We start from the raw sequence: 21,723 nt of genomic DNA on the forward strand, positions 1-21,723 counted from the left end.
TCCGGATTTTCTGGCGCGGCTTTTTCGTGTGCCGCAGCGAAGGCCCTGAGAACGTAGCGTAAGGCGTCTCGGTTCGGGCGTTGGCCAGTCTGGCGTGATGGTTCGCGGACTTGCATTTCGTGACAGGAGAAGCCGGTCACGCCATTGCGATCGGCTTCCAGATCATCGTCAGGTTGTACCTCCTGATGCACAAAAAAATTTCACAAGAGGCGAAGAATTCCGAATTCCATCCCTTGTCCGTGTCTCGGAATGGGGGAATCGGGGTTCAGGGATTCTTTTCCGCCTCGTCGATCAGATGACGTACCCAGCGGGCGGCGGCCCAGGTGGCCGGGATGCCCAGGACGACGGACAGGGCCAGGGCGGCTTCCGGCGACAAGGCACTGAGACCGATGGCCTGTCCCATCAGGGCCAGCATGAACAGGTTGATGGCCACCGCCGCCGCCGTGAACGGGTAGAGGAGGAGGGCCAGCTTCCACAGTGGCCAGCGGCCGTCTGTTGGCGTGGAGGAGGGGTCGATGGCAGTCATTGGGGAACCTCTTGCAGGGTTTTGGTCAGGGTAGCGGCGATCAGGCCCGGCACGTCGCCGTGAAGCCCGATGGGCGGCAGAACCGGCCCGTCGAAGCCGGCATCGGCCAGAGCGCCGGGAATGTCATCGAGCACATGACCGGCGCGCAGGCTGAAGAACGGCAGGCACAGGGCCGGGCCCGCACGCCGGGTGACATCGGCGAGAAACGGGGGCTGTTCGATGAAGCCGGTGACCACCTGGCGGAAATGACCTCGGGCACTGAGGGCGCGGGCGGAGTCGTGTGCCGTGACATCGGAGCTGCTGTGGCGACCTGAACCATGAGCGGCCAGGACCAGCGTGGTGTTGGCGGGCGAAAGGCCGGCGGCGCGCGCGGTGTCGAGCGCGGTCCGCACCAAAAGGTCGATGAGGGCGGGATCGGCGCCGAACGGGGCAAGGCAGCGGGCGCCATTTTGCCCGGCGGCGGCCAGTCGGCGCGGCAACTGCTTGCGGGTGAACCAGCCGTCCGCCATGAAGAACGGGTAGACCAGCGGAGCGTCCAGCCCGTCGAGCGCGGCCTCCAGCGCGCCGTCGGCGGCCAGGGTCGCCCCGCGCACGGTCAGGCCGGGGACGCGGGTTGCGACCCGCGCGGCCAGCGCCGTCAGGGCGCGTTCCTGCGGCTCTGGATCCTTCGGCGATCCATGAGCGACGATCACCGCCGCCCGGCGCGGGTCAGTGGCTTGTGCCATCGGAAAAGCTGATCTTGTTCCAGACATTGTACTTGCCCGAGGGTTTGCGCATGGGCAGGCGGCGAACTTCCTCCAGCGTCCTGGCGTCGAAGACGATCACGGCGCCGTCATCCTCCCAGATCGAGACCAGCGCGTAGCGGCCGTCGCGGGTGAACTCGGTATGGGCGACGGTGGCGCCCTTCTGCGGACGCAGGGTCTTGACGATTTCCAGGGTCTCCTTGTCGATGATGTGCATCGCGTCCTTGTTGGGACCGAAGAACACATCCGCCCAGACGTAGGGCGAGTTCTCGTGGCTGCGCAGGAAGAAGCCCGGCCCTTCGGTCTTGATGGTCTTGACCGTTTCCCAGGTGTCGATGTCGATGACGGAGAGCTTGCCCTCCTTCAGATGCGGAGTGGCCATCACCCGGCGTCCGCCCGACATCCAGGTGATGCCCGAGCCCAGATGCGGCATGCCCGGCAGTGCCAGTTCGGCGATCTCCCGACCGACGATCAGGTTGACCACCACGCCGCGATCGCCCTCGCGGCTGGCGCCGATCAGGTTGGTGTAATCGGGGGTGAAGAAGAAATCGTCGAGCGGTTCGGCGATGGCGATGCGGCGGCGGGCGAACAACCCTTCCTCGGCGCCGAGCGCCTCCTTCATGCCGGCCTCGTGGCTGTGCACGAAGCCGTCGTAATAGGGGCCGGCGTTCGGGTCGGTGGCGATTTCCCAGATCTCCGGCGCATCCTTCAGGGCGAGGATGAAGCTCTTGCGCTGCGGTGCCTGATACACCGCCGACACCCGGGAGGCGGTGCCGTTGCGGGCCACCACGTCGATCACCTTGGCGACCGACAGGTCCTCGGTGGCGAGGATCGTCACGGTCATCGGCAGGTAATTGGCCACCGCCAGCCATTTGCCGTCATGGCTCATGGCGATGTTGCGGCTGTTGAGACCGGCGCGCACCCGGCCCACCTCCTGCAGCGACCAGACGTCGTATTTCTGCACGAAGCCGTCGCGCGACATGATGAACACGTAGCGCCCGTCGGGGGTGAACTTCGGGCCGCCATGCACGGCGAACGGCGTGGCGAAGCGGTCCAGCACTTCGAAGGTGTCGCCGTCGAGCACGCTGACGTGGTGGTCGCCGGTTTCCACCACCAGCGTCACGTTCATCGGCTCGGCGGTGAAGACCGGGGCCGGGGCGGGCGTGTAGTCCGCCGCCATCTCGCGGCTGGCGGCGATATCCTCCGCGCTCCAGCTCGGAACCTCGGCGAGCGGCGTGCGCAGATAGGCGGCCAGCGCGGCGATCTCGCCCGTGTCGAGCGTGTCGGCGAAGGCGGGCATCTGGGTAGCGGGGCGGCCATTGGCAATCACCGTTTCCAGCACCGGGCCGCGCATCCGTCCAAGGGTCTGGGGGATCAGGGCCGGACCGGTGCCGCCAAGCCGGCTGGCGGCATGGCAGGTGGCGCAATGCTCGGCAAACAGCGCGACCGCATCCGGTTCCGCCGAAGCGATGGACACGGGCGCCAGCAGGCCGGCGGTGAGAGCGGCAAGGGCAAGGCGGCTAAACGAAGCGATGGGCCGGATCATGGCTCTTTCCCCGGAATGGCGTGACCGTCAGGCGGCCGGTGTCGGTGTCCGCGTTGAGGCCGATTTCGTCGGCGGAGAGGTAGCAGGCGGGATCTTCCGCCCACGGGTCGCCGGTCAGTTGCAGGGCGCGAATGCGGGTGTTGCCGCCGCACACGCTCTTGTAGGCGCAGGCGCCGCAGCGTCCCTTCAGCGGCCGGGGACGCTGGCGCAGGGTCGCCAGCATCGGATCGTCGCCGGTCCAGATCTGCGAAAACGGCTGTTCGCGCACGGAGCCGACCGTGTAGTCAGACCAGTAGGTGTCCGGATGAACCTTGCCTTGCGTGTCGATGTTGGCGACGCCGAGCCCGGAGGAGTTGCCGCCCCAGGCTTCCAGATGGTCGCGCACATGGGCGGTCTGTTCGGCGCTGAAATTGGCCGCGACCCATTGCAGGAAATAGACCGCGTCCGCGTCGTTGTTGCCGGTGACGATCTCCAGCGGCCGGCCGGCGGAGAGCGCCGACCAGGCGCGCTCGATCAGGATGTCCATCGCCCGGCGGGTGTGGTCGTGGCCGGTGTCCTCGCCCCGGTGCTTGTCGCCGCGCCCGGCATAGACGAGATGGGAGAGGTAGAACTTGTCGACACCCTCGGCCTCGCACAGATCGAGCATGGCCGGCAACTGGTCGGAATTGGCATCGGTGACGGTGAAACGCAGGCCCACCTTGACGCCGCGCGCCTTGCAGGCCCGCACACCGGCGAGGGCCTCGGCGAAGGCGCCTTCGACACCGCGGAACCAGTCGTTGGTCGCGCCGATGCCATCGAGGGAAATGCCGACATAATCAAAGCCGAGATCGGCCACCTTGTCGGCGGTCTCGCCGGTCAGGCGGGTGCCGTTGGTCGAGAGGGCCAGATAGCGGAACTGAAGCGCCCGTGCCCGTTCGGCCAGCTCGAAGAAGTCGAAGCGCGACAGCGGTTCGCCGCCGGACAGGATCAGCGCCGGAACGTTGAAGCTGGCCAGATCGTCCAGCACCTCGAGCGCTTCCTCATGGGTCAGTTCGCCGGGAAAGGCCACGTCGGCGGAGGTGGTGTAGCAATGGCGACAGCGCAGGTTGCAGCGCCGGGTCAGGTTCCAGATCACCACCGGCTTGACCGGGCCGCTGCCGCGCCGCCCGCGCACCGGCGTCGGGTCGATCAGCTGATGCATGTACTGGCTCAGGCGAAACATGGCTTATCCCTTCCTGTCCTTGAGGCGCAGGCCAGTCTTCTTCAGGATGCGCGTTGAATAGAGAATGTCATGCGCCCGGCAGTCCGGGCCGAGCAGCGCGGCGATGCGCTTGCGCTTTTCCTCCACCTCCTCACGGCTGGTGCCGTGCACCATGGCGAAGAGATTGTAGGGCCAGTCGGGCAGGGCGCGCGGCCGCTGGTAGCAATGGCTGACGAAATCGAGGGCGCCGACCTTCGGGCCGAGGGTGCCGATGCGCTCGTCCGGCACATCCCAGACGCTCATGCCATTGGCGGTCATGCCGAGGGCATAGTGATTGGGAGCGAGCGCGATCCGCCGGACGATGCCGCGCTCCTGCAGGGCCTTGAGGCGGGCAATCACCTCCTCCTCGCCGAGCCCGAGCCAGCCGGCCACCTCCGCATAGGGCGCCTGGGTCAGCGGCAGGCCGGCCTGGGTGGCGGCGATCAGGCGGCGGTCGGTGGCGTCAACGCTCATAGAGGCACCCGAAATCCGATGTAATACTCTTCGAGCTTGGGAAACCTTAGCACGGTAAGGCCGGTTTCCCGCTCGATTGCCGTCGCGGTGCGTTCGATGTCGCCGATGGCTTCAGCCGCGAGCACGAACCACATGTTCAGGCGGTGACTGCGCTCATAATTATGCGCCACCTCCGGATGCGCATTGACCAAAGCCAAGACGTCGTCGAACCGCTCCTTCGGCACCTCCATGGCGCACAGGCACAATTCTCCCCCCATGGCGGCGGCGTCGAAAAACGGTCCGAACCGGGTGATGGCGCCGATCTCGCGCAGGCGGACGATCCGGTCGATCAGGTCCTGTTCGCCGAGACCGAGGTCCTTGCCGGCCTCGGCAAAGGGGCGGGAGGACAGGGGAAAGCCGTCCTGCAGCGCGGTGAGAATGGCGCGGTCTGCCTGATCGAGGCTGCCTTCCGGGAGCGGGGCGCGTCTCATGTGGAAGCTCCTGTCTGAAGCAGCGCGCCGGTCTGCTTGAAACAGCGTACCGAGAACAGCGCCTCATGGTGAACGCCGGCCAGTTCCGGCAGGTCGGAAGCGGCGCGCAGCACCTTGCCCGCCTCGGCGCGGCTGCGGGCGTGGATCATCGAAAACAGCGGGAAGGACCAGACACCGGGCACGGTGCGGCGCTGGTAGCACAAGGTGATGCCCGGCAGAGCGGCGAGCGCGGTGCCGGCCGCCTCGATCCGCTCTTCCGGCACCTGCCAGACCACCATGGCGTTGGAGAGCCAGCCGAGCGCCCGGTGGCGGACGATGACGCCGGCCCGGGTCAGAAGCCGGGCCTGCAACAGCCGGTCGATCCGCTCCAGAATGTCCGCTTCGCTGCGGCCAAGCTTTTCTGCCAGTTCGGCGAAGGGCCGGGGGACGAGGGGAAGCCCGGCGGCCAGCGCCTGCATGATCGGCCGGTCGTCAGGCCGCAGGGCATCGAGATCGACCGCTCCGGCATCCGGCAGGGCGTGGCGCGGGCCGGAAAGGCGGAAGCCCAGGTCGATGTTGAACGGGCGCACCAGGGGCAGGTCGAGAACCCGGTAGCCGGTGTTCTTTTCAATGCGGGCGAGGCTCGCCGCCAGTTCGGCGGCATCCGGCGCGGTGGCAACGAACCAGAGGTTCCAGTCATGTTCGCGCAAGTAAGAGTGATTGACCCCCGGTTCGGCCCCAACCACGGCGGCCACCGCGTCGATATCCGCATCCGTGGGGATGGACAGCGCCGCCAGCGTCGAAGCGCCGGCGGTGTTGGGGCGGCAGGTGGCGCCGACCCGGGCGATGACGCCGAGCGCCTTCAGGGCGGCAAGGCGTTCGATGACCTCGGCTTCCGCAACGCCGAGCCGGTCGGCGATGGCGGCGAAGGGGCGGGAGACCAGCGGCAGGTCCCGCTGGAAGTCGTCGAGCAAGCGCTGGTCGAGCGGATCGCGGCGGTTTTCCATGGTCTTAGAGTCCCATCCGGTGCGCGCGGGCGGTGAAGAAGATGCCCGAGGGGCTTTTCGCGGCGATTTCGCCGAGTTTCTCGAAGGTCGCGGCGTCATAGATATCCACCCGGTCGGCATCGCGGACCGACACCCAGACCTCGGTGCCGCGCGCGGTGAACTCCATGTGCAGCACCGCCGGCCCCGGGGTCAGCTCGCGGATCACCTCATGGCTGCGGGTGTCGATCACCTGAATGGTGTCGTTGAGCGGGTGGGCGAAATTGACCCAGACCTGACGCCCGCCGGGCCGGGACATGGCGAACACCGGTTGCCCGTGGGTCTTGGTGCGGGCGGTCTCGGTCAGATCACGGGCATCGACCCACAGCACCTCATGCTGGCCCACGGCGGGCAGGACGAACTCTTCCCCGGCCAACGCCCAGCCTTCCAGATGCGGCATCTTGTAGACGGGAAGCCCCTCGCGGCCCTGGCCATAGCCGGGCAGGATCCGGCGCGGCTCGGGCGTCTCGTCCCAAAGGTCGAGAGCGGTGAGCCCGTCCTCGCCGAACAGGCCAGCGATATAGGTCCGCCCGTCGGCGGCGATCAGCGCGTCATAGGGGTTCTTGCCGATCCCCGGCACCTTGGTGATCTTCGGGGCATCGCCGCTGAAATCGGCGATCCAGGTCTCGCCCGTGTCCCACAGGGTAAAGACGAAGCGCCGGTCTGGCGCATCGACAAGGCCGATGGTCTTGGAGCCGGTGGGAATGTCGGCAACCATCTCCAGGGTGCCGGCGTCGAAAACCCGGACGCCGCCGGGGTCGTAATTGGCGACCGCAATGAGCGTGCCGTCATCGGAAATCGCGCCGCCGATGGAATTGCCGGCCTGCATCACCCGGCCGGTGATCTGCTGGGTCAGAATGTCGACCTTGGTGAGGCCGCCATCGCGTCCGAAGACGTAGGCGAAGCGCTCGTCCGGGGAATAAACCAGGCTTGCGTGGGACAGATCGCCGAGCCCTTCGATCCGGCCGATGGCCGCCCGCTCGGACTGGTCGACCACCAGCAGGGAGCCGCTGGCCCGCTCGACGATCAGGCCCAGGTCGCCGGTGGCGCAGCAGGGCGCCTCTTCCGAGGCCGCATGTGCTGTGGGGGCGAGCAGGGCGGCGCAGAGCGCCAGGGCAGCAAAGCGGATCATTTGCCTTCGTCCTTCAACAGGTAATACGCAATCCAGAGGGCTTCATCCTCGCTCATCAGCGGGCGCCAGGGCGGCATGGCGGTGCCGGGCACGCCGTCGAGAATGATGCCGGCAATGCCTTCCGGCTCGATATGGCCGAGCGCCTCGGCGGTCAGCGGGCTGCCGAGCCCGCCCTTGCGGGTCAGTCCGTGGCAGGAGCCGCAGTCCTGCTCCACCAGATGGGCGAGTTTCTGCGCCTGTTCTGGCGCAAGAGCCGGCGCGCCGGGCAAGGCCGGCGCGGCGTTCTCCGCGAGCGCGGAGGCAAGGGCGAGGGCAGGGGCTGCGGCGGCAAGCAGCAGGAGGAGCGACAGGCTACGCATGAGCCGCCATCCGCACCTCGTCGAGCAACTGGCCGGCCGGGAGACAGGCGGGCAGCTCGCGGTAAAGCGTGACCACATGACCGATGATGAACAGAACGGGGGCTTCGAAGCCCGTCGTTTGCAGTTCATCGGCGATCTGGTCGAGCTGGGAGATCAGCCGGCGCTCGCGCGGGGTGGTGGCGTTGGCCACGGCCATCACCGGCAGGCTTTCAGGCATGCCATGGCCGATGAGACAGGCGGAAATCTCGGCGATATTGGCAACGCCCATGTAGACCACCAGCGTCGTTTCCTCGCTGGCAAGGCTGGCCCAGTCGAGATCGAGCGGCGCGTCGGCGGCCTTGTGACCGGTGACGTAGCGCACGCCGGTGGCAAGACCGCGATGGGTCAGCGGAATGCCGGTGGAACTGGCCGCCCCTTGCGCGGCGGTGATGCCGGGCACGTAGTCGACGGGAATGCCGGCATCGCCGAGAACGGCGGCTTCCTCGCTGCCGCGTCCGAAGATCAGCGGATCGCCGCCCTTCAGCCGGGCAACGACCAGTCCTTCCCGGGCGAGCGCGACCAGAAGGGCGTTGATGCGGTCCTGCGGAACCGAATGGCAGTTTGGAGACTTGCCGACGCTGATGCGGCGGGTGGCGGCGGGAACGAGGCGCAGGATCTCGGGCGACACCAGCCGGTCGAAGACCACCACGTCGGCCCGTTCGATGATCTTGAGCGCGCGGAGCGTCAGCAGCTCCGGATCGCCGGGTCCCGCGCCGATGAGGAAGACTTTTCCGGTCATGGGAAGCCTCTCTTGTCCGATAAGGGAAAAAGAGGGGGAGGGCCGGCGCGGCCCTCCCCGAAGGCGAACCGTCAGTAGACGTCGCCGCGCGTGTTGAAGACGTTGAACTTGCCCGTCGGGGTGATCAGGCGCGGGTCCTTGATCACCTTCTTCAGTTCAAGCGTCTTGTCGTCGACGACAACGATGGCCGATTCCTTGTCCTTGGCGTTCCACACCGAGAACCAGATTTCGGTACCTTCGCGGTTGAACTCCGGCTGGACGACGCGCGGTTGACCCTCGGCGATGCCGGCCCACTCGCCGATCGGCAGGGTGGTGTATTCCGGATCCGTATCCGCCTTCATCTCGTCGATCTTGAACACCGCGACCGAGGCGGAGGTTTCCGCATCCGGGTTCAGCGTCGCGTCGACATAAAGGTGGTTCGAATTCGGATGGGTCTTGATGAACAGCGAACCGCCGCCCAGGGCCTCGAAACTGTCGAGGATCTTCCAGGCATTGTCCGCATGTCCTTCCGGATCGGTGCCGATCAGCGCCACGCTTTCATCGCCCAGGTGCGAGGTCGCCCAGACCGGACCGAACTCCGGATGGGTGAAGTTCGCACCGCGACCCGGATGCGGGGTCGCGCCGCCGGTGTCGGTGATGGCCACCAGCTTGCTTTCCTTGGTGTCGATCACCACCAGCTTGTTGCGCGCGTTGGCCGCCGTGATGAAGTAGCGGTGCGTGCTGTCCAGACCGCCGTCATGCAGGAACCGTTCGGCCTCGATTTCCGTGGTCTTCAGGTTCTTCAGGTCGGTGTAGTCGACCATGACGATCTTGCCGGTCTCCTTCACGTTGACGATGAATTCCGGCTTGTAGTGGGAGGCCAGGATCGCCGCGACGCGGGGCTCGGGATGGTAGGTCTGCTCGTCATAGATGTTGCCACGGGTGGAGACGATCTTCTTCGGCTCCAGCGTGTCGCCATCCATGATGACGTATTGCGGCGGCCAGTAGGCGCCGGCGATGGCGTATTTGTCCTCGTAGCCCTCGAACTTCGAGGTCTCGACGGAGCGCGCCTCGGTGCCGATCTTGATCTCGGCCACGGCGGCCGGGGTTTCCATCCAGAGGTCGATCATCACGATCTTGGCATCGCGGCCGATGACGAAGAGGTAGCGGCCGGACGCGGAAATACGGGAAATATGCACCGCATAGCCAGTGTCGATGATCGCGTGGATGTCGTAGGTCTTGCCGTCGATCAGGGCGATCTGACCGGCATCGCGCAAGGTGACGGAGAACAGGTTGTCGATGTCGATATCGTTCAGCTTCTCTTTCGGCCGGTCTTCCGGCGCAACGATCAGCTTCCAGGTCTCCTTCATTTCCGGCATGCCGAATTCAGGAGGTGCCGGCGGCTCCATAAGGATGTACCGTGCCATCAGGTCCACATCGGCCTCGGTCAGCTCACCGGAGGTGCCCCAGTTGGGCATGCCGGCGGGCGAACCATAGGTGATGAAGCTCTGGAGGTAATCATAGCCGAGCGCCCGGGTGATATCCGGGGTCAACGGTTTGCCGGTCGCCCCCTTGCGAAGAACACCGTGGCAGCCGGCGCAGCGCTCGAAGTAGATCTTGGCACCGCGCTGGAATTCCTCGTCCGTGATGACGGGGTCGTCCGCCTTGCGGCCGGGAATCTCAACCTGGATCTGGCCCAGCGTCGTCATGCTCGGTTCATAGGCGGCCGCAGGCGTGTCACCATGGTCCGCGGGCTTGTCCTGCGCGAAAGCAGGACCCGCAGCGAGCACAAGCGCCAGCGCAGCGCTGGAGAACAGCGAGCGTCTGACGGTAGTTGACTTGCTTTTCATAACGGGGTCTCCGTTCGGGTAGTGAGGCGTGTGCGACCATGCGCCCGAGGGGGATCGCTCTCCTTGACTTTCGTTAAGGCAGGGGCGCCATACGCGCCGCAGAGTTGTGCAATGGAGGTCCGGAATCCGACATGCATTCACTCCTCTTCATCTTCGGCCTACTGGCGACGATCAGCCTTGCACTTATTTCTTCTTCAGTCCATGCCGTAGAACCTCACGTTGCATCGGTGGAGAGTACTGCGCCGGATGCGGAGTTGGCGGCGGCGCTGTTCAAGACCGACGGGCCGCTCAGCGTGATCCGGCAGGAGACCGGTGTGCCGGGCTGGACCGTCAGTGCCGGCGGCAAGGTGGTCGGCCATATCGGCTCCACCTGGGAGATCGCCAATTCCGTCGGCTATTCGGGGCGACCGCTGGATGTGCTGGTCGGCGTCAGCCTCGATGCAAGGATCGCCGGGGCACGCCTTGTCCAGCACAACGAACCGGTGCTGACGCTTGGGATCTCCGATGAGGATATCGCCGCCTATGTGAACGGTTTCGCCGGCGTTGCGCTCGATGCGCCGCGCACGGAAATCCTCACCCCGCAGGCGGATCTTCCCGATGTGATCTCTCGCGCCACCGTCTCCACCGGCGTCATTCGCGACGGGATCCTCCGAACCGCGCGTACGCTGGCGATGGCGCGCGGGGTGCTGCCCGGTGGCGACGGGATTGACCGGCTGTCCTACGCGCCGGCCACCTGGGATCAGCTTGCGAGCATGGGGGCGCTGTCGCACCGGCGGGTGACGATGGATGAGGCGGGCAAGGCGCTGGCGGAGGCCAAGGTGCCGCTGCCGCCCGGGGATGCGGCGTTCCTCGATCTTTATGTCGGGCTGATCGATCCGCCGACCGTGGGCCGCAATCTTCTGGGCCAGCAGGTCTATACCCGGGCGGTGGCCGCGCTCGGGCCGGGGGAGGCGGCGCTGGCCGTCCTGTCCGGCGGCTTGCACTCCCATCGGGGCACCGCCTGGAAACGCACGGGGTTGTTCGACCGGATCCAAATCCGCCAGGGCGACCGGCTGCTCCGGCCCACCGCCGGCGACTACGTGTTCGTGAAGCGGTTGGCGATCGAGGGCGCACCGGCCCTCAAGGAACTCAGTGTGTTCCGGCTGGGCGAGGGGATCGACCCGGCCCGGCCCTTCCAGGTCGAGGTCACGGCACGGCGTCCGACAGGGTCCGGCGGAACGGCGGTCATGACCGTGACCGCCGACTACGCCCTGCCCGAGGCGCTGCGCGCGGCGCCGCCGCCCGCGGCCGAACCGCTCTGGCGGGAAATCTGGATGACCAAGCGCCCGGCGACGATGGCGACGGGCGCCATGCTCGGCGTGCTGACGCTGATCCTGTTCTTCCAGGAAAGCATCGTGCGCCGGCCAAAGCTCTGGCGCTGGGGACGGATCGGTTTCCTGTCAGTGACCCTGTTCGTGCTTGGCTGGGGGCTGAACGGTCAGCTTTCCGTGGTGCAGGTCGTCGCCTTCATCCACTCGCTGCTGACCGGTTTTCGCTGGGAAACCTTCCTGATCGAGCCGGTGATCTTCCTGCTCTGGTCCTTCGTCGCCCTGGGGCTTCTGTTCTGGGGACGCGGGGTCTATTGCGGCTGGCTGTGTCCGTTCGGTGCCTTGCAGGAGCTGCTCAACACGGCGGCGCAGCGGCTGGGCATTCAGCAAATCGCGGTGCCGCAGGCGTTGCACGAGCGGCTCTGGGTGATCAAATACACCCTGTTCGTCGCGATTCTGGCGCTGTCCTTCTATTCCATGCACGATGCCCTGGTGCTGGCCGAGGCGGAGCCGTTCAAGACGGCGATTTCCATGCGCATGATGCGCGCCTGGCCGTTCCTTGCCTTTGTCGGCGTCCTGCTGCTGGCGGGGCTGTTCATCGAGCGATTCTACTGCCGCTATCTTTGTCCGCTCGGGGCGGCGCTGGCGATTCCCGCCAAGCTGAAGATCTTCGACTGGCTGCGGCGCCGGCCGCAATGCGGACGCGAGTGCCGGCTGTGCGAGACCAAATGCACCGTCGGGGCGATCGACCCGCTGGGGCGTATCAACCCCAATGAATGCGTTTTGTGCCTGCGCTGTCAGGTGATCTATCACGACCCGGCCACCTGTACGGTGCTGAAGCGCCGGGTGCGTCCGGCCGCGGGGGTGAGCGCGCCGCCATCGCCGCCAGCACCACCGGCCAGCACCAGGCCCTGATCCTTCTGCTGACGATGTTCATGGCGCTGTCTGCGGCCTTGCTCCGCCGGGGAAGGCCGCGGTCCGCGCGACGGCAGTTTCGGGTAGAAGGCACTGTTCCGTTGCGGCATGATCAGATGCGGATAAATCCTGGCAGTTGACTTTCGTTAAGGAGTTGCGCCGGCACTCCGACGAATGTGCCAGCACCATCAACCGCTCCGCGAAGGAGGGCGCAATGCGCGAAGTCATGACCAAGAGCATGGCCCGTAATATATTTTACGGCGGGTCACTGTTCTTCATCGTCATTTTCATCGGATTATCGATACACAGCCACTACTATATCGTCACGACTTCGACGGACCGTGCCGGTTTGACGGACAATGTCGCGGCCGGAAAGCACCTTTGGGAAAAGCACGGCTGCATCAACTGCCATACCATTCTGGGCGAAGGGGCGTATTTCGCGCCCGAGCTCGCCAATGTCATGACCCGCTGGGGGGTGAACGACGATCCGGAAGGCGCCTATGAGGCGCTCAAATCCTGGATGCAGGCGATGCCGACCGGCATCGAGGGCCGTCGCCAGATGCCCAGCTTCAAGCTCACCGACGAAGAATATCGCCAACTTGCCGACTTCCTGCTGTGGACCAACAGGATCCGCGCGCAGGACTGGCCGCCGAACGACGCGGGCTGAGGAGAGACCCATGAAGTACCAAACACAAAAGATCGCGTATGCGTATTTCGCGGTCGCGATGGCGTTGTTCGCCGTTCAGGTGACCATGGGGCTCGTGCTCGGCTACATCTACGTCCAGCCGAACTTCCTCGCCGAAATCCTGCCCTTCAACATTGGCCGCATGCTGCACACCAACAGCCTGGTGGTGTGGCTGCTGACCGGCTTCTTCGGCGCCGCCTATTTCCTCATTCCCGAGGAAGCGGAGCGGGAAATCCATTCGCCGAAGCTGGCCTATCTCCAGCTTGCGATCCTGGTGATCGGCACCGCCGGCGTGGTGGTGACCTACCTGTTCAACCTGTTCGAGGGCAATTTCCTCCTCGGCAAGGAAGGGCGCGAGTTCCTGGAACAGCCCAGATGGGTCAAGGTCGGCATCGTCGTTGCCGCGCTGATCTTCCTCTACAACGTCACCCTGACGGTGCTGAAGGGCAAGAAGACGGCGATCTCCAACATCCTGCTTATCGGCCTGTGGGGGCTGGCGCTGCTGTTCCTGTTCGCCTTTTACAATCCGTCCAACCTGGCGCTCGACAAGCAGTACTGGTGGTATGTCATCCATCTGTGGGTCGAAGGCGTCTGGGAACTGATCATGGCCTCGATCCTCGCCTTCCTGATGCTCAAGCTGACGGGCGTCGACCGCGAGGTGGTGGAAAAGTGGCTCTATGTGATCGTCGCCACCGCCCTGTTCTCCGGCATTCTGGGTACCGGCCACCACTACTACTGGATCGGCACCCCGGGCTACTGGCAGTGGATCGGGTCGATCTTCTCCTCGCTGGAGGTCATTCCCTTCTTCGCGATGATGGCCTTCGCCTTCGTCATGGTCTGGAAAGGGCGGCGTGACCACCCGAACAAGGCGGCGCTGCTGTGGAGCCTGGGCTGTGCGACGCTGGCCTTCTTCGGCGCGGGCGTGTGGGGCTTCCTGCACACGCTGCACGGGGTGAACTACTACACCCACGGCACGCAGATCACCGCAGCCCACGGTCACCTGGCCTTCTTCGGCGCCTATGTGTGCCTCAACCTGGCGATCTTCACCTATGCCATGCCGATCCTGAAAGGGCGCGATCCTTATAACCAGGTGCTCAACATGGCCTCCTTCTGGCTGATGTCGGGTGGCATGGTGTTCATGACCTTCACGCTGACCTTTGCCGGCACCGTGCAGACGCACATGCAGCGGGTCGTGGGCGAGAACTTCATGGATGTGCAGGACCAGATCGCCATCTTCTTCTGGATGCGGTTTGGCTCCGGTGTGGCCGTGGTGCTCGGCGTGTTCCTGTTCCTCTATGCGATCCTGGTGCCAGGTCGTGAAGTCATCGAGCCGGGCCCGACGGTCCGTGCCGCGGCGGAGTGAAGAGCATGAACGCTCATGTCAACTTGCAGGAGGGGGCGGAGGCCCCCTTCTATCTGCCGCAGGGCGACGAATGCGAGGTGTTCGCCGCCGCTCATGCCAACCGGCTGCCGGCGCTTCTGAAGGGGCCCACCGGCTGCGGCAAGACCCGGTTCGTCACCCATATGGCGGCCCGTCTCGGCCGGCCGCTCTACACGGTCGCCTGTCACGACGATCTGTCGGCCGCCGATCTGATCGGGCGGTATCTGCTCAAGGGCGGGGAGACCGTGTGGGTCGACGGACCCTTGACGCGGGCGGTGCGCGAAGGGGCAATCTGCTATCTCGATGAGGTGGTGGAAGCGCGCAAGGACGTGACCGTCGTCCTGCATCCGCTGACCGACGACCGCCGCATCCTGCCGATCGACCGGACCGGCGAGGAACTGGCCGCGGCCCCGGGCTTCATGCTGGTCGCCTCCTACAACCCGGGCTACCAGAACATCCTGAAGACCCTGAAGCCGTCGACCCGGCAGCGGTTCGTCGGTCTTGAGTTCGACTTCCCGACCCCGGCCAACGAGATCCCGGTGGTGGCGCGCGAAAGCGGGTTGTCCGAGGAGCAGGTCAAGCCGCTGGTCCGGCTTGCCGGCAAGCTGCGGGCGCTGAAGGGGCAGGACCTGGAAGAGGGGGTCTCGACCCGTCTGGTTGTTTACGCCGCGACCCTGATTGCCCAGGGGATGCCGGTGGAGCGCGCGATACTGGCGGCGATGATCGAGCCGCTCAGCGACGATGAGGATGTGAAACGCGGGCTCCTCGATCTCGTCACGGCCATTTACGGGTGAGGCAGGCCGTGTCCGGGATCGAAATCGAGCCATGGGAACCCGAGGAAACCGTCGGGAAACTGTGGCACGCCCTCGCCAGCCGTCTTGATGCGCCGGAAGCGCATGAGGGAGCCCGTGTCGACCTTTCCGAGGTCGGCGGACGGCTGGCGGTACTTTTCCGCGGTCTTGGCGGCAATCCATCCGTGGAGATGAAACCGGTGGCCGAGGAGGAAAGCCGGCATCGGCTGTCCTTCCTGCGCCGGCTGGGAACGGCGGCCGAGCGGGCGCCGCGCGCCAGCTTCGACGGCGCGGCGGTCCGCTTGCCGGAAAGCCTTGCCGTTTTTCCCGCGCGGGAGGCGAATGCGGCCCTTTATCTCTGGCTGGCTGCCATCCTGTCGCAGGCAGGCGCCGAGCAGCAGGAGAGCGATCCGCTGCGCGCGGATCTGCGCCACCTGGCGGGCGCGCTGCGCATGACCACGGCAACCCTGGCCGAGGCGCCGGGCTTCGCCCAGCTTTACGACGACCTGTGCGCGGCCTACCTGAGCCTGCGGCCGGAGCTTTCCCTGCCGCCGGTGGAGGCGGCGGTGGAGGCGGTGGTGCGCCATCTGCTCGGCGATCCGGCCGCCTTGTCCGATCGGGCGCAGGCGATGCTGGCGGCGGTGCATTCAGGCGATCGGCAAGGCTTTCGCGCGCCGCGCGGCTATCGCCCCTTGCGGCCGGTGCCGATCTGGCCGGACCTGCGCGAGCCCGGCAGCTCCGCACGGTCAGAGGTGGAAACCCGCGAGACCGACGGGCCGCCGGAGGAGGGCGAGGGCGGCACCCGCCGGGCGCGGCGGCGCAAGTCCGAACAGGCGGAGCGCAGCGACAGCTTCATCCTGCACAAGTTCGAGGCGATCCTGAGCTGGGCGGAGTTCATCAATCTCAACCGGCGGGTGGAGGATGATGACGTCGATTCCGCGAAAAAGGCGGCGGACGACCAGGACGAGATCGGTCTCGGCCAAATCTCCAAGGCGCCGGCGACCCGGCTGAAGCTGCATCTCGATCTGGCGCCGGAGGATGTCGACCGGGAGAGCCTGTCCGGCGTTCATGTCTATCCCGAATGGGACGTGCGCACGAAGGCCTATCTGCCGGATCATGCGCGGGTTTTCGCCAGCATGGTGGAGCCGGGCGACGAGACCCCGGCGTTTCGCGAGGATCCGCAGGCGCTGCGGCGCATCAAGGCGGTGAAGCGCCAGTTCGAGGCCCTGCGTCCGGGGCGGGTGACCACCCCGGGTCATCTCGATGGCGACGATCTCGACATGGAGGCCGCCGTGCGGGCGCGGGCTGATTTTCTGGCGACGGGCGAGACCCGGGACCGGATCTGGCGGCAGACCCGGCCGCAGGCGCGCAATCTGGCGGTGTCGATCCTGCTCGACGTGTCGCGCTCGACCGAAAGCGCGGTAACCGGCCGCGCGGTGATCGACATCGAGCGCGAGGCGCTGACCGCGATGGCCTGGGGGCTGGATGCCTGCGGCGACGATTTCGCGATCCACGGCTTTTCCTCGCTGCGGCGGGATCGGGTTTATCTGTTCGGCTGCAAGGAGTTCGGCGAGCCGATGAGCACGGTGGTCGAGGACCGGATCGCGGGGCTGAAACCGGGGTTCTACACCCGGCTCGGGGCGGCGATCCGCCATGCCTCGGCGGAGCTGTCCGGTCAGGCGAAGAAGCGCCGGCTCCTGCTGGTCATCACCGATGGCAAGCCGAACGATCTCGATCACTACGAGGGGCGGCACGGCATCGAGGACAGCGCCATGGCGGTGCGCGAGGCGCGCCGGGCTGGCCATGCGGTGTTCGGCATCACGGTCGACCGGGACGGCAAATCCTGGTTCCCGCGCATGTTCGGACGCGGCGGCTACGCATTGGTGCCGCATCCGGATCGGTTGCCGAGCGCGCTGCCCGACATCTATCGGCATCTGGTGGGGGCATGAGCGAAACCGTCGAGACGCCGCATCCGCTTGAGCAATTGCCGGGCGATCTGATGATGTGGGTGCTGATCGTGTCCGAGCTTCTGGTGTTCGGCGCGGGGCTTGCGGCGTTCCTCGCCGTGCGGATCGGCGATCCGGCGGGGTTCGCGGCGGCGCAGGATCATCTGCACCGGGCAGCGGCGGGCCTTAACACGGTGGTGCTGGTCACCTCCGGCCTTCTGGCCGCGCTGGCGGTGCGGGCACGCGAGGCGGAACAGCGCCTGCGTACCCGCTGCCTGCTGGCGGGCGCGTCGGTGCTGGGACTGGTGTTTCTCATCATCAAGGGGATGGAATACGCGGACAAGGCAGCCGCCGGGATCGGCGTTGAAACCCATCCGTTCTTCACCTTCTACTACCTGCTCACCGGGTTCCACGCCGCGCATGTGCTCGCCGGCGTGATCATTCTCGGCCTCGTCGGCTGGAAGGATAGTCCGCGCAGCGTCGAGGTGGGGGCGGCCTTCTGGCACATGGTCGATCTGGTCTGGGTGCTGCTGTTCCCGGTCATCTATCTGTTGAGGTAGGCCATGCTCCGCGATCCGCTTCTGCGTGCCTGGGCCCTCCTGATCGGCCTGTGCCTTGCCTCCACGGTCCTTGCGCTCGCCATCGAGCGGACCAGCTTCGCCGGCCTTGCCGCGACCGGGGCGGGCGCGGCGATCCTGCTGCTTGCCTGGCTGAAGGCGCGCATCATTCTGTCGGAGTATCTGGGGCTGGCCGCCGCGCCCTTCTGGCGGCGCGGCTTCGGCATTGTGCTGGCGCTCTACGCGCTCTTGCTGCTCGGGCTCTACACCATCCCGGTGCTTTAGGCGGCACACTTCCAGGAGATTGGTGCGCCTGTGAGGGAGCCGGCCCTGCACGGTGGCTTCTGCGTGTCTTCTGTGCTGAAGTGCATGTGCCGTTGTGCAAGGACACGCCCTGCGCGCATGGTTTCCCCGGCTATCTGCCTGATCAAATTGACTGGAACGAACCCGTGATTTTCAAAAAACGCTCCTATGCCTCGGTTTTTACCGCCATGCTTCTGGCGACCAGCACGCTTGTTTCTTCTGTGGCGGATGCCTGTACCCGCTTCGTCTATCATGGTGCCGGCGATGAGGTGATCACCGCGCGCTCAATGGACTGGAAGGTGGATGTCGGCACCAATCTCTGGGTGTTCCCACGGGGCATGGCCCGCACCGGAGAGGCGGGGGCGAACTCGCTCCAGTGGACATCGAAATACGGAAGCGTGATCGCGTCCGGCTATGACATCTCGACCACCGATGGCATGAACGAGGCGGGACTTGTCGCCAATGTGCTGTGGCTGGTGGAATCCTCCTATCCGCAGGAGCGTGGTGAAAAGCCGGGCCTGACCATCGCGGCATGGGCGCAATACGTGCTCGACAATTTCGCGACGGTTCAGGAGGCGGTCGATGCGCTGGCCTCGGAACCCTTCACCATCGTGACGGACAAGGTTCCGGGCGAAGAGCGGCTGGCCACCTTGCATCTGTCACTGTCCGATGCCACTGGCGACAGCGCCATCATCGAATATATCGACGGCAAGCAGGTGATCCATCACAGCCGCGACTATGATGTGATGACCAATTCCCCGGCTTTCGAGAAGCAGCTTGTCTTGAGCGAATACTGGACGCAGATCGGCGGTACGGTGATGCTGCCGGGGACAAATCGCGCGTCTGACCGCTTCGCCCGCGCCACCTTCTACGTGAATGCGATCCCGAAGAGCGAAGACCCGGTCGAGGCCATTGCCAGCGCCTTCAGCGTGATCCGCAATGTCTCGGTGCCCTATGGCATCTCCACCCCCGACCAGCCGAATATCTCGTCGACGCGCTGGCGCACCGTGTCGGACCAGAAGCGCAAGCTGTATTTCTTCGAATCCGCGCTCACCCCCAATACCTTCTGGGTCGATCTGAAGAAGCTGGATTTCTCGAAAGAGGCCGGCAAGGTGCTGAAGCTCGACCTTGGCCCCAATCAGTCCCTGACCTATTCGGGCGTCGCCAATGATCAGTTCAAGGAAGCAAAGCCTTTCAAGTTCCTTGGAACAGGCGGTGTGACCGGGGAGTGATCCCAGTCAGAAGCGGACGTGGCGTCGCCGGAGACGGCGGCCACGTCTGCCGTTAGAGCGTTTCCGCCTCCGGGCGGAAGGCCGCGGCGAAGGGGGCGGGCAGATCGAACTCCGCCAGCACCCGCGCCCGGCCCTCGTCGGACATCTTGCGCGCGGTGCGGGTGACGATCCGCAGGAGTTCCTCCGGGTCGCGCCCGTCGGCGAAGGGCGAGAAGTACCAGCGCAGGAAGACGAAACAGATCACGTCCTCAAGCTGCTGGACCTCCGGGTCGCGCTTGATGCCTTCCTTGCGCAACATGCGGCCGCTGCGGGCGATTTCCTCGTCATCGTAGCCGGCGTCGGCCATGATGCCGGCCACCCGTTCGGCATGGCGTCGTCCCTGTTCCTTACGCCAGGCGAGATAGCCGGGCCGGCCTTGCGGATAGCTGTCACGGGAGAGGGTCCAGCGCTCCACATGCTGGCCCCGGGCGGCGATGCGCAGCACTTCCGAGGCGTGCGGAAACAGCCGCTCCAGCTCCGCGCTCATGCGCTCGCCATAGACGAGGGCGGCCGGGCGGCCGTCTTCCTGGGTCGGGTCGGCGGCATTGGCCGCGTCGATGGCGGCAAGGGCGGCGTCAAGGCGGGTGGGATCTTGCGTCATTGTCCACGGTTCCAGGCCAGAGCGGTGTCTTCTTCGGCATAGTCGCGCAAGGCCGCGACATCGGCGATCTCGGCGTAATACTGGCGAATGGTGACGCCATGGTCGCGCAGCTTGGCGAAGGCGCGCGACAGGCTCTCCGGCTTCAGCCCCAGACGCCCGGCGATCAGCGCCTTGTCGTAGGGCAGGAGCACGGTGCAGGAGCCGTCATCGCGGTCGCACAGTTCCAGCAGGAACTCGGCGACCCGCTGGGCGCCGGTCTGGGCCTTGAGCTGCTCCACCTGGCCGACCAGGCTGTGCAGGTGGACGAAGGTTGCCGACAGGATCGAGACGGCCACTTCGGGAGACTCGGTGATCATCCGCAGGAAGGCATCCGCCTCGATCCGCAGCAAGGTGCAATCGGTGACCGCTTCCGCGCCGACCGGATAGACGTCGTGGCGGAAGGCGACGGCCTCGCCGAAGCTGCGGCCCTTGGTGAACACGCCGACCACCGCCTCGGTGCCGTTCGGGGCGATGCGGAACAGCTTCACCCACCCCTCGACGACGATGTAGATCGCTTTGGCGCGTTCGCCTTGCAGGAAGATGGTGGCGCCCCGTTCGAACACGCGGGTATGGGCGCCGGCCAGCAACGCTTCCTGGGCCTGAGCGGGCGCGCTTGCCAGCAGGAGGGATTGACGGGCGGTTTCTGCGTGTTCGGGTTTCATGCCTGGGTCTCTGGATGCCTGCGTTTTTTCAGCTGACACCTTGTGCCACAGACCGGCGGGGCCGCACAGGGGCAACGTGCATTGCGGGGGCAATTGCCTTGCACGGATGCAGAGCAGAGAAGCGGGCAGCGAAATGGAGGCGGCCGGGCGCGGCGCGCATGCGGAGGCGATGGCGCCGCGTCCGACCGGGGTCAATGGCCCATCAGTGGCCGATCATCCATTTGTGCCGGGTCGGGGTCGGCTTCTGCGGCCCGACCTTGCACAGCGCGCAGCCGCAGCCGGCAAGGTGGCTTCTCTTGACCACCTTGGGTTCGCTACCGCTCTTTTCCGAACGCGACATGGCCCGGCGCAAGGTGGTGTTCATCAGGTTGAGACGCGGCGCCGCCACGTCCCGGGCGCTGGGTTCGCTGCAGGCGGGGCAAGCGCAGGCATTTGCGGCGTTGCTCATCGTTTCCCAACTGTCGAAGGGGCCGCATTCTTCGCAGATGTAGTTGTAAAGAGGCATATTTGTCTCCTGTCCTTTCATTCAGGGATCAGGGCGGGGGAGCGCGGCCGCCGCCCGGTCCGGTCAGCTCACAGCAATCCATCCAGAAGCAGGTATCCGGGCATCCAGCCGGTGACGATGCCGGCGACCAGTGTCAGAAGCGCCGTTGGCCGCAGCACCGGTTTTTGCAGGCCCAGCAGCAGGAAATACATGAACCAGAGCACGGCCCAGATCGCCCAGTTGAGGCCCAGCCAGACATCGGTGAAGGACTGGGCGGAGCTCAGCCCCTGGATGGCGACCGGCACGACGGTGATGGCCACGAACAGGCTGAACCAGCCGAGACCGCGGCCGTCGACGGCAACGACCCGGTTGTAAGCAACCCAAAGGTAGGTGGTGGTGAACAGCAAGGTGAGGGCGCCGGCCTTGACCGACGCGGCGTCCGCTGCGCTACCGAACAGCGAACTGAAGGCGACGGCGAGGGTGGCGACCCCCGAGACGACATTGATGACGACGATCTCGCGATCCTCGATCTTGCCGAGGAGCCAGAGCCCGTTGAGAAACAGAACGGCGCCGACGTACAAAAGTGCAAACCCGAGCAGCATGGGCGGTTCCCCCCAAGTGGCGGGCTCGACCGGGGTTCGCCCCCCGGCCGGCTCGCTTGTTGTTCTGGGTGTTTGGACGAA

Annotated in this window: 23 protein-coding genes; 8 read left to right on the plus strand and 15 right to left on the minus strand. The window is 65.9% G+C overall.

Annotation, left to right across the window (positions count from 1 at the left end):
- Positions 1-265: 265 nt before the first annotated feature.
- From LC062_RS00305 to LC062_RS00355, 11 genes are all read right to left on the minus strand, one after another.
- Positions 266-526 carry a hypothetical protein gene (locus tag LC062_RS00305; RefSeq protein WP_224909051.1) on the minus strand — a complete coding sequence of 87 codons (261 nt, stop codon included), beginning with the start codon at positions 524-526 and terminating at the stop codon, positions 266-268.
- On the minus strand, positions 523-1,251 hold the full coding sequence (locus LC062_RS00310; RefSeq protein ID WP_224909052.1) for a CbiX/SirB N-terminal domain-containing protein: 729 nt from the start codon (positions 1,249-1,251) through the stop codon (positions 523-525). The genes LC062_RS00305 and LC062_RS00310 overlap by 4 nt, the downstream gene beginning before the upstream one ends.
- Positions 1,235-2,815, minus strand: a complete 1,581-nt coding sequence (locus LC062_RS00315; RefSeq protein WP_224909053.1) for a cytochrome D1 domain-containing protein — start codon at positions 2,813-2,815, stop codon at positions 1,235-1,237. The genes LC062_RS00310 and LC062_RS00315 overlap by 17 nt, the downstream gene beginning before the upstream one ends.
- Positions 2,790-4,016, minus strand: coding sequence for a heme d1 biosynthesis radical SAM protein NirJ (nirJ, locus tag LC062_RS00320; RefSeq protein ID WP_224909054.1), 1,227 nt, complete (start codon positions 4,014-4,016; stop codon positions 2,790-2,792). Before nirJ ends, LC062_RS00315 begins: the two co-directional genes overlap by 26 nt.
- A 3-nt stretch (positions 4,017-4,019) precedes the next feature.
- Positions 4,020-4,508 carry a siroheme decarboxylase subunit beta gene (gene ahbB / locus LC062_RS00325; protein ID WP_224909055.1) on the minus strand — a complete coding sequence of 163 codons (489 nt, stop codon included), beginning with the start codon at positions 4,506-4,508 and terminating at the stop codon, positions 4,020-4,022.
- The gene (locus LC062_RS00330; protein ID WP_224909056.1) at positions 4,505-4,978 is read right to left on the minus strand and encodes an Lrp/AsnC family transcriptional regulator; all 474 of its coding nucleotides are present in this window, start codon (positions 4,976-4,978) and stop codon (positions 4,505-4,507) included. The genes ahbB (LC062_RS00325) and LC062_RS00330 overlap by 4 nt, the downstream gene beginning before the upstream one ends.
- Positions 4,975-5,964 carry a siroheme decarboxylase subunit beta gene (ahbB, locus tag LC062_RS00335; protein ID WP_224909057.1) on the minus strand — a complete coding sequence of 330 codons (990 nt, stop codon included), beginning with the start codon at positions 5,962-5,964 and terminating at the stop codon, positions 4,975-4,977. Before ahbB (LC062_RS00335) ends, LC062_RS00330 begins: the two co-directional genes overlap by 4 nt.
- A gap of 4 nt (positions 5,965-5,968) precedes the next feature.
- A complete protein-coding gene (locus tag LC062_RS00340; RefSeq protein ID WP_224909058.1) occupies positions 5,969-7,132 on the minus strand; it encodes a cytochrome D1 domain-containing protein in 1,164 nt (387 codons plus the stop codon).
- Complete coding sequence (locus LC062_RS00345) at positions 7,129-7,491, minus strand: c-type cytochrome (protein WP_224909059.1); 363 nt, start codon at positions 7,489-7,491, stop codon at positions 7,129-7,131. Before LC062_RS00345 ends, LC062_RS00340 begins: the two co-directional genes overlap by 4 nt.
- Positions 7,484-8,269 carry a uroporphyrinogen-III C-methyltransferase gene (cobA, locus tag LC062_RS00350; protein WP_224909060.1) on the minus strand — a complete coding sequence of 262 codons (786 nt, stop codon included), beginning with the start codon at positions 8,267-8,269 and terminating at the stop codon, positions 7,484-7,486. The genes LC062_RS00345 and cobA overlap by 8 nt, the downstream gene beginning before the upstream one ends.
- Positions 8,270-8,340: 71 nt before the next feature.
- Positions 8,341-10,098, minus strand: coding sequence for a cytochrome D1 domain-containing protein (locus tag LC062_RS00355; RefSeq protein ID WP_318246082.1), 1,758 nt, complete (start codon positions 10,096-10,098; stop codon positions 8,341-8,343).
- A gap of 131 nt (positions 10,099-10,229) precedes the next feature.
- On the opposite strand from LC062_RS00355, the gene LC062_RS00360 reads away from it, so the two are divergent.
- The 8 genes from LC062_RS00360 to LC062_RS00395 all read left to right on the plus strand — a co-directional run bounded on the left by LC062_RS00360 (position 10,230) and on the right by LC062_RS00395 (position 19,215).
- The gene (locus tag LC062_RS00360; RefSeq protein ID WP_224909061.1) at positions 10,230-12,320 is read left to right on the plus strand and encodes a NosR/NirI family protein; all 2,091 of its coding nucleotides are present in this window, start codon (positions 10,230-10,232) and stop codon (positions 12,318-12,320) included.
- Between the two features lie 214 nt (positions 12,321-12,534).
- Positions 12,535-12,987 carry a c-type cytochrome gene (locus LC062_RS00365; protein ID WP_224909062.1) on the plus strand — a complete coding sequence of 151 codons (453 nt, stop codon included), beginning with the start codon at positions 12,535-12,537 and terminating at the stop codon, positions 12,985-12,987.
- Between the two features lie 10 nt (positions 12,988-12,997).
- Positions 12,998-14,368 carry a cbb3-type cytochrome c oxidase subunit I gene (locus tag LC062_RS00370; protein ID WP_224909063.1) on the plus strand — a complete coding sequence of 457 codons (1,371 nt, stop codon included), beginning with the start codon at positions 12,998-13,000 and terminating at the stop codon, positions 14,366-14,368.
- A gap of 5 nt (positions 14,369-14,373) precedes the next feature.
- Entirely contained in the window at positions 14,374-15,180 is an 807-nt protein-coding gene (locus tag LC062_RS00375) for a CbbQ/NirQ/NorQ/GpvN family protein (protein WP_181761536.1), read from the plus strand.
- Between the two features lie 8 nt (positions 15,181-15,188).
- The gene (locus tag LC062_RS00380; protein ID WP_224909064.1) at positions 15,189-17,126 is read left to right on the plus strand and encodes a nitric oxide reductase D protein; all 1,938 of its coding nucleotides are present in this window, start codon (positions 15,189-15,191) and stop codon (positions 17,124-17,126) included.
- Positions 17,123-17,683, plus strand: a complete 561-nt coding sequence (locus LC062_RS00385; RefSeq protein WP_224909065.1) for a cytochrome c oxidase subunit 3 family protein — start codon at positions 17,123-17,125, stop codon at positions 17,681-17,683. The genes LC062_RS00380 and LC062_RS00385 overlap by 4 nt, the downstream gene beginning before the upstream one ends.
- Positions 17,684-17,686: 3 nt before the next feature.
- Positions 17,687-17,965, plus strand: a complete 279-nt coding sequence (locus tag LC062_RS00390; RefSeq protein ID WP_224909066.1) for a hypothetical protein — start codon at positions 17,687-17,689, stop codon at positions 17,963-17,965.
- A 206-nt stretch (positions 17,966-18,171) separates the two neighbouring features.
- Positions 18,172-19,215, plus strand: a complete 1,044-nt coding sequence (locus LC062_RS00395; RefSeq protein ID WP_224909757.1) for a linear amide C-N hydrolase — start codon at positions 18,172-18,174, stop codon at positions 19,213-19,215.
- 52 nt (positions 19,216-19,267) lie between these two features.
- Here the strand turns inward: LC062_RS00395 and LC062_RS00400 are convergent, their stop codons facing one another.
- The 4 genes from LC062_RS00400 to LC062_RS00415 form a co-directional block, all read right to left on the minus strand.
- Positions 19,268-19,855 (minus strand): DUF4202 domain-containing protein, encoded by a 588-nt coding sequence (locus LC062_RS00400; protein WP_224909067.1) that lies wholly within the window; start codon positions 19,853-19,855, stop codon positions 19,268-19,270.
- Positions 19,852-20,556, minus strand: coding sequence for a Crp/Fnr family transcriptional regulator (locus LC062_RS00405; protein WP_224909068.1), 705 nt, complete (start codon positions 20,554-20,556; stop codon positions 19,852-19,854). The genes LC062_RS00400 and LC062_RS00405 overlap by 4 nt, the downstream gene beginning before the upstream one ends.
- Positions 20,557-20,758: 202 nt before the next feature.
- The gene (locus tag LC062_RS00410) at positions 20,759-21,061 is read right to left on the minus strand and encodes an FmdB family zinc ribbon protein (RefSeq protein ID WP_224909069.1); all 303 of its coding nucleotides are present in this window, start codon (positions 21,059-21,061) and stop codon (positions 20,759-20,761) included.
- A 68-nt stretch (positions 21,062-21,129) separates the two neighbouring features.
- On the minus strand, positions 21,130-21,642 hold the full coding sequence (locus LC062_RS00415) for an AmiS/UreI family transporter (protein WP_224909070.1): 513 nt from the start codon (positions 21,640-21,642) through the stop codon (positions 21,130-21,132).
- Positions 21,643-21,723: the final 81 nt, after the last annotated feature.

The sequence above is a fragment of the Stappia indica genome (assembly GCF_020177335.1).
GTDB classification, from domain to species: domain Bacteria; phylum Pseudomonadota; class Alphaproteobacteria; order Rhizobiales; family Stappiaceae; genus Stappia; species Stappia indica_B.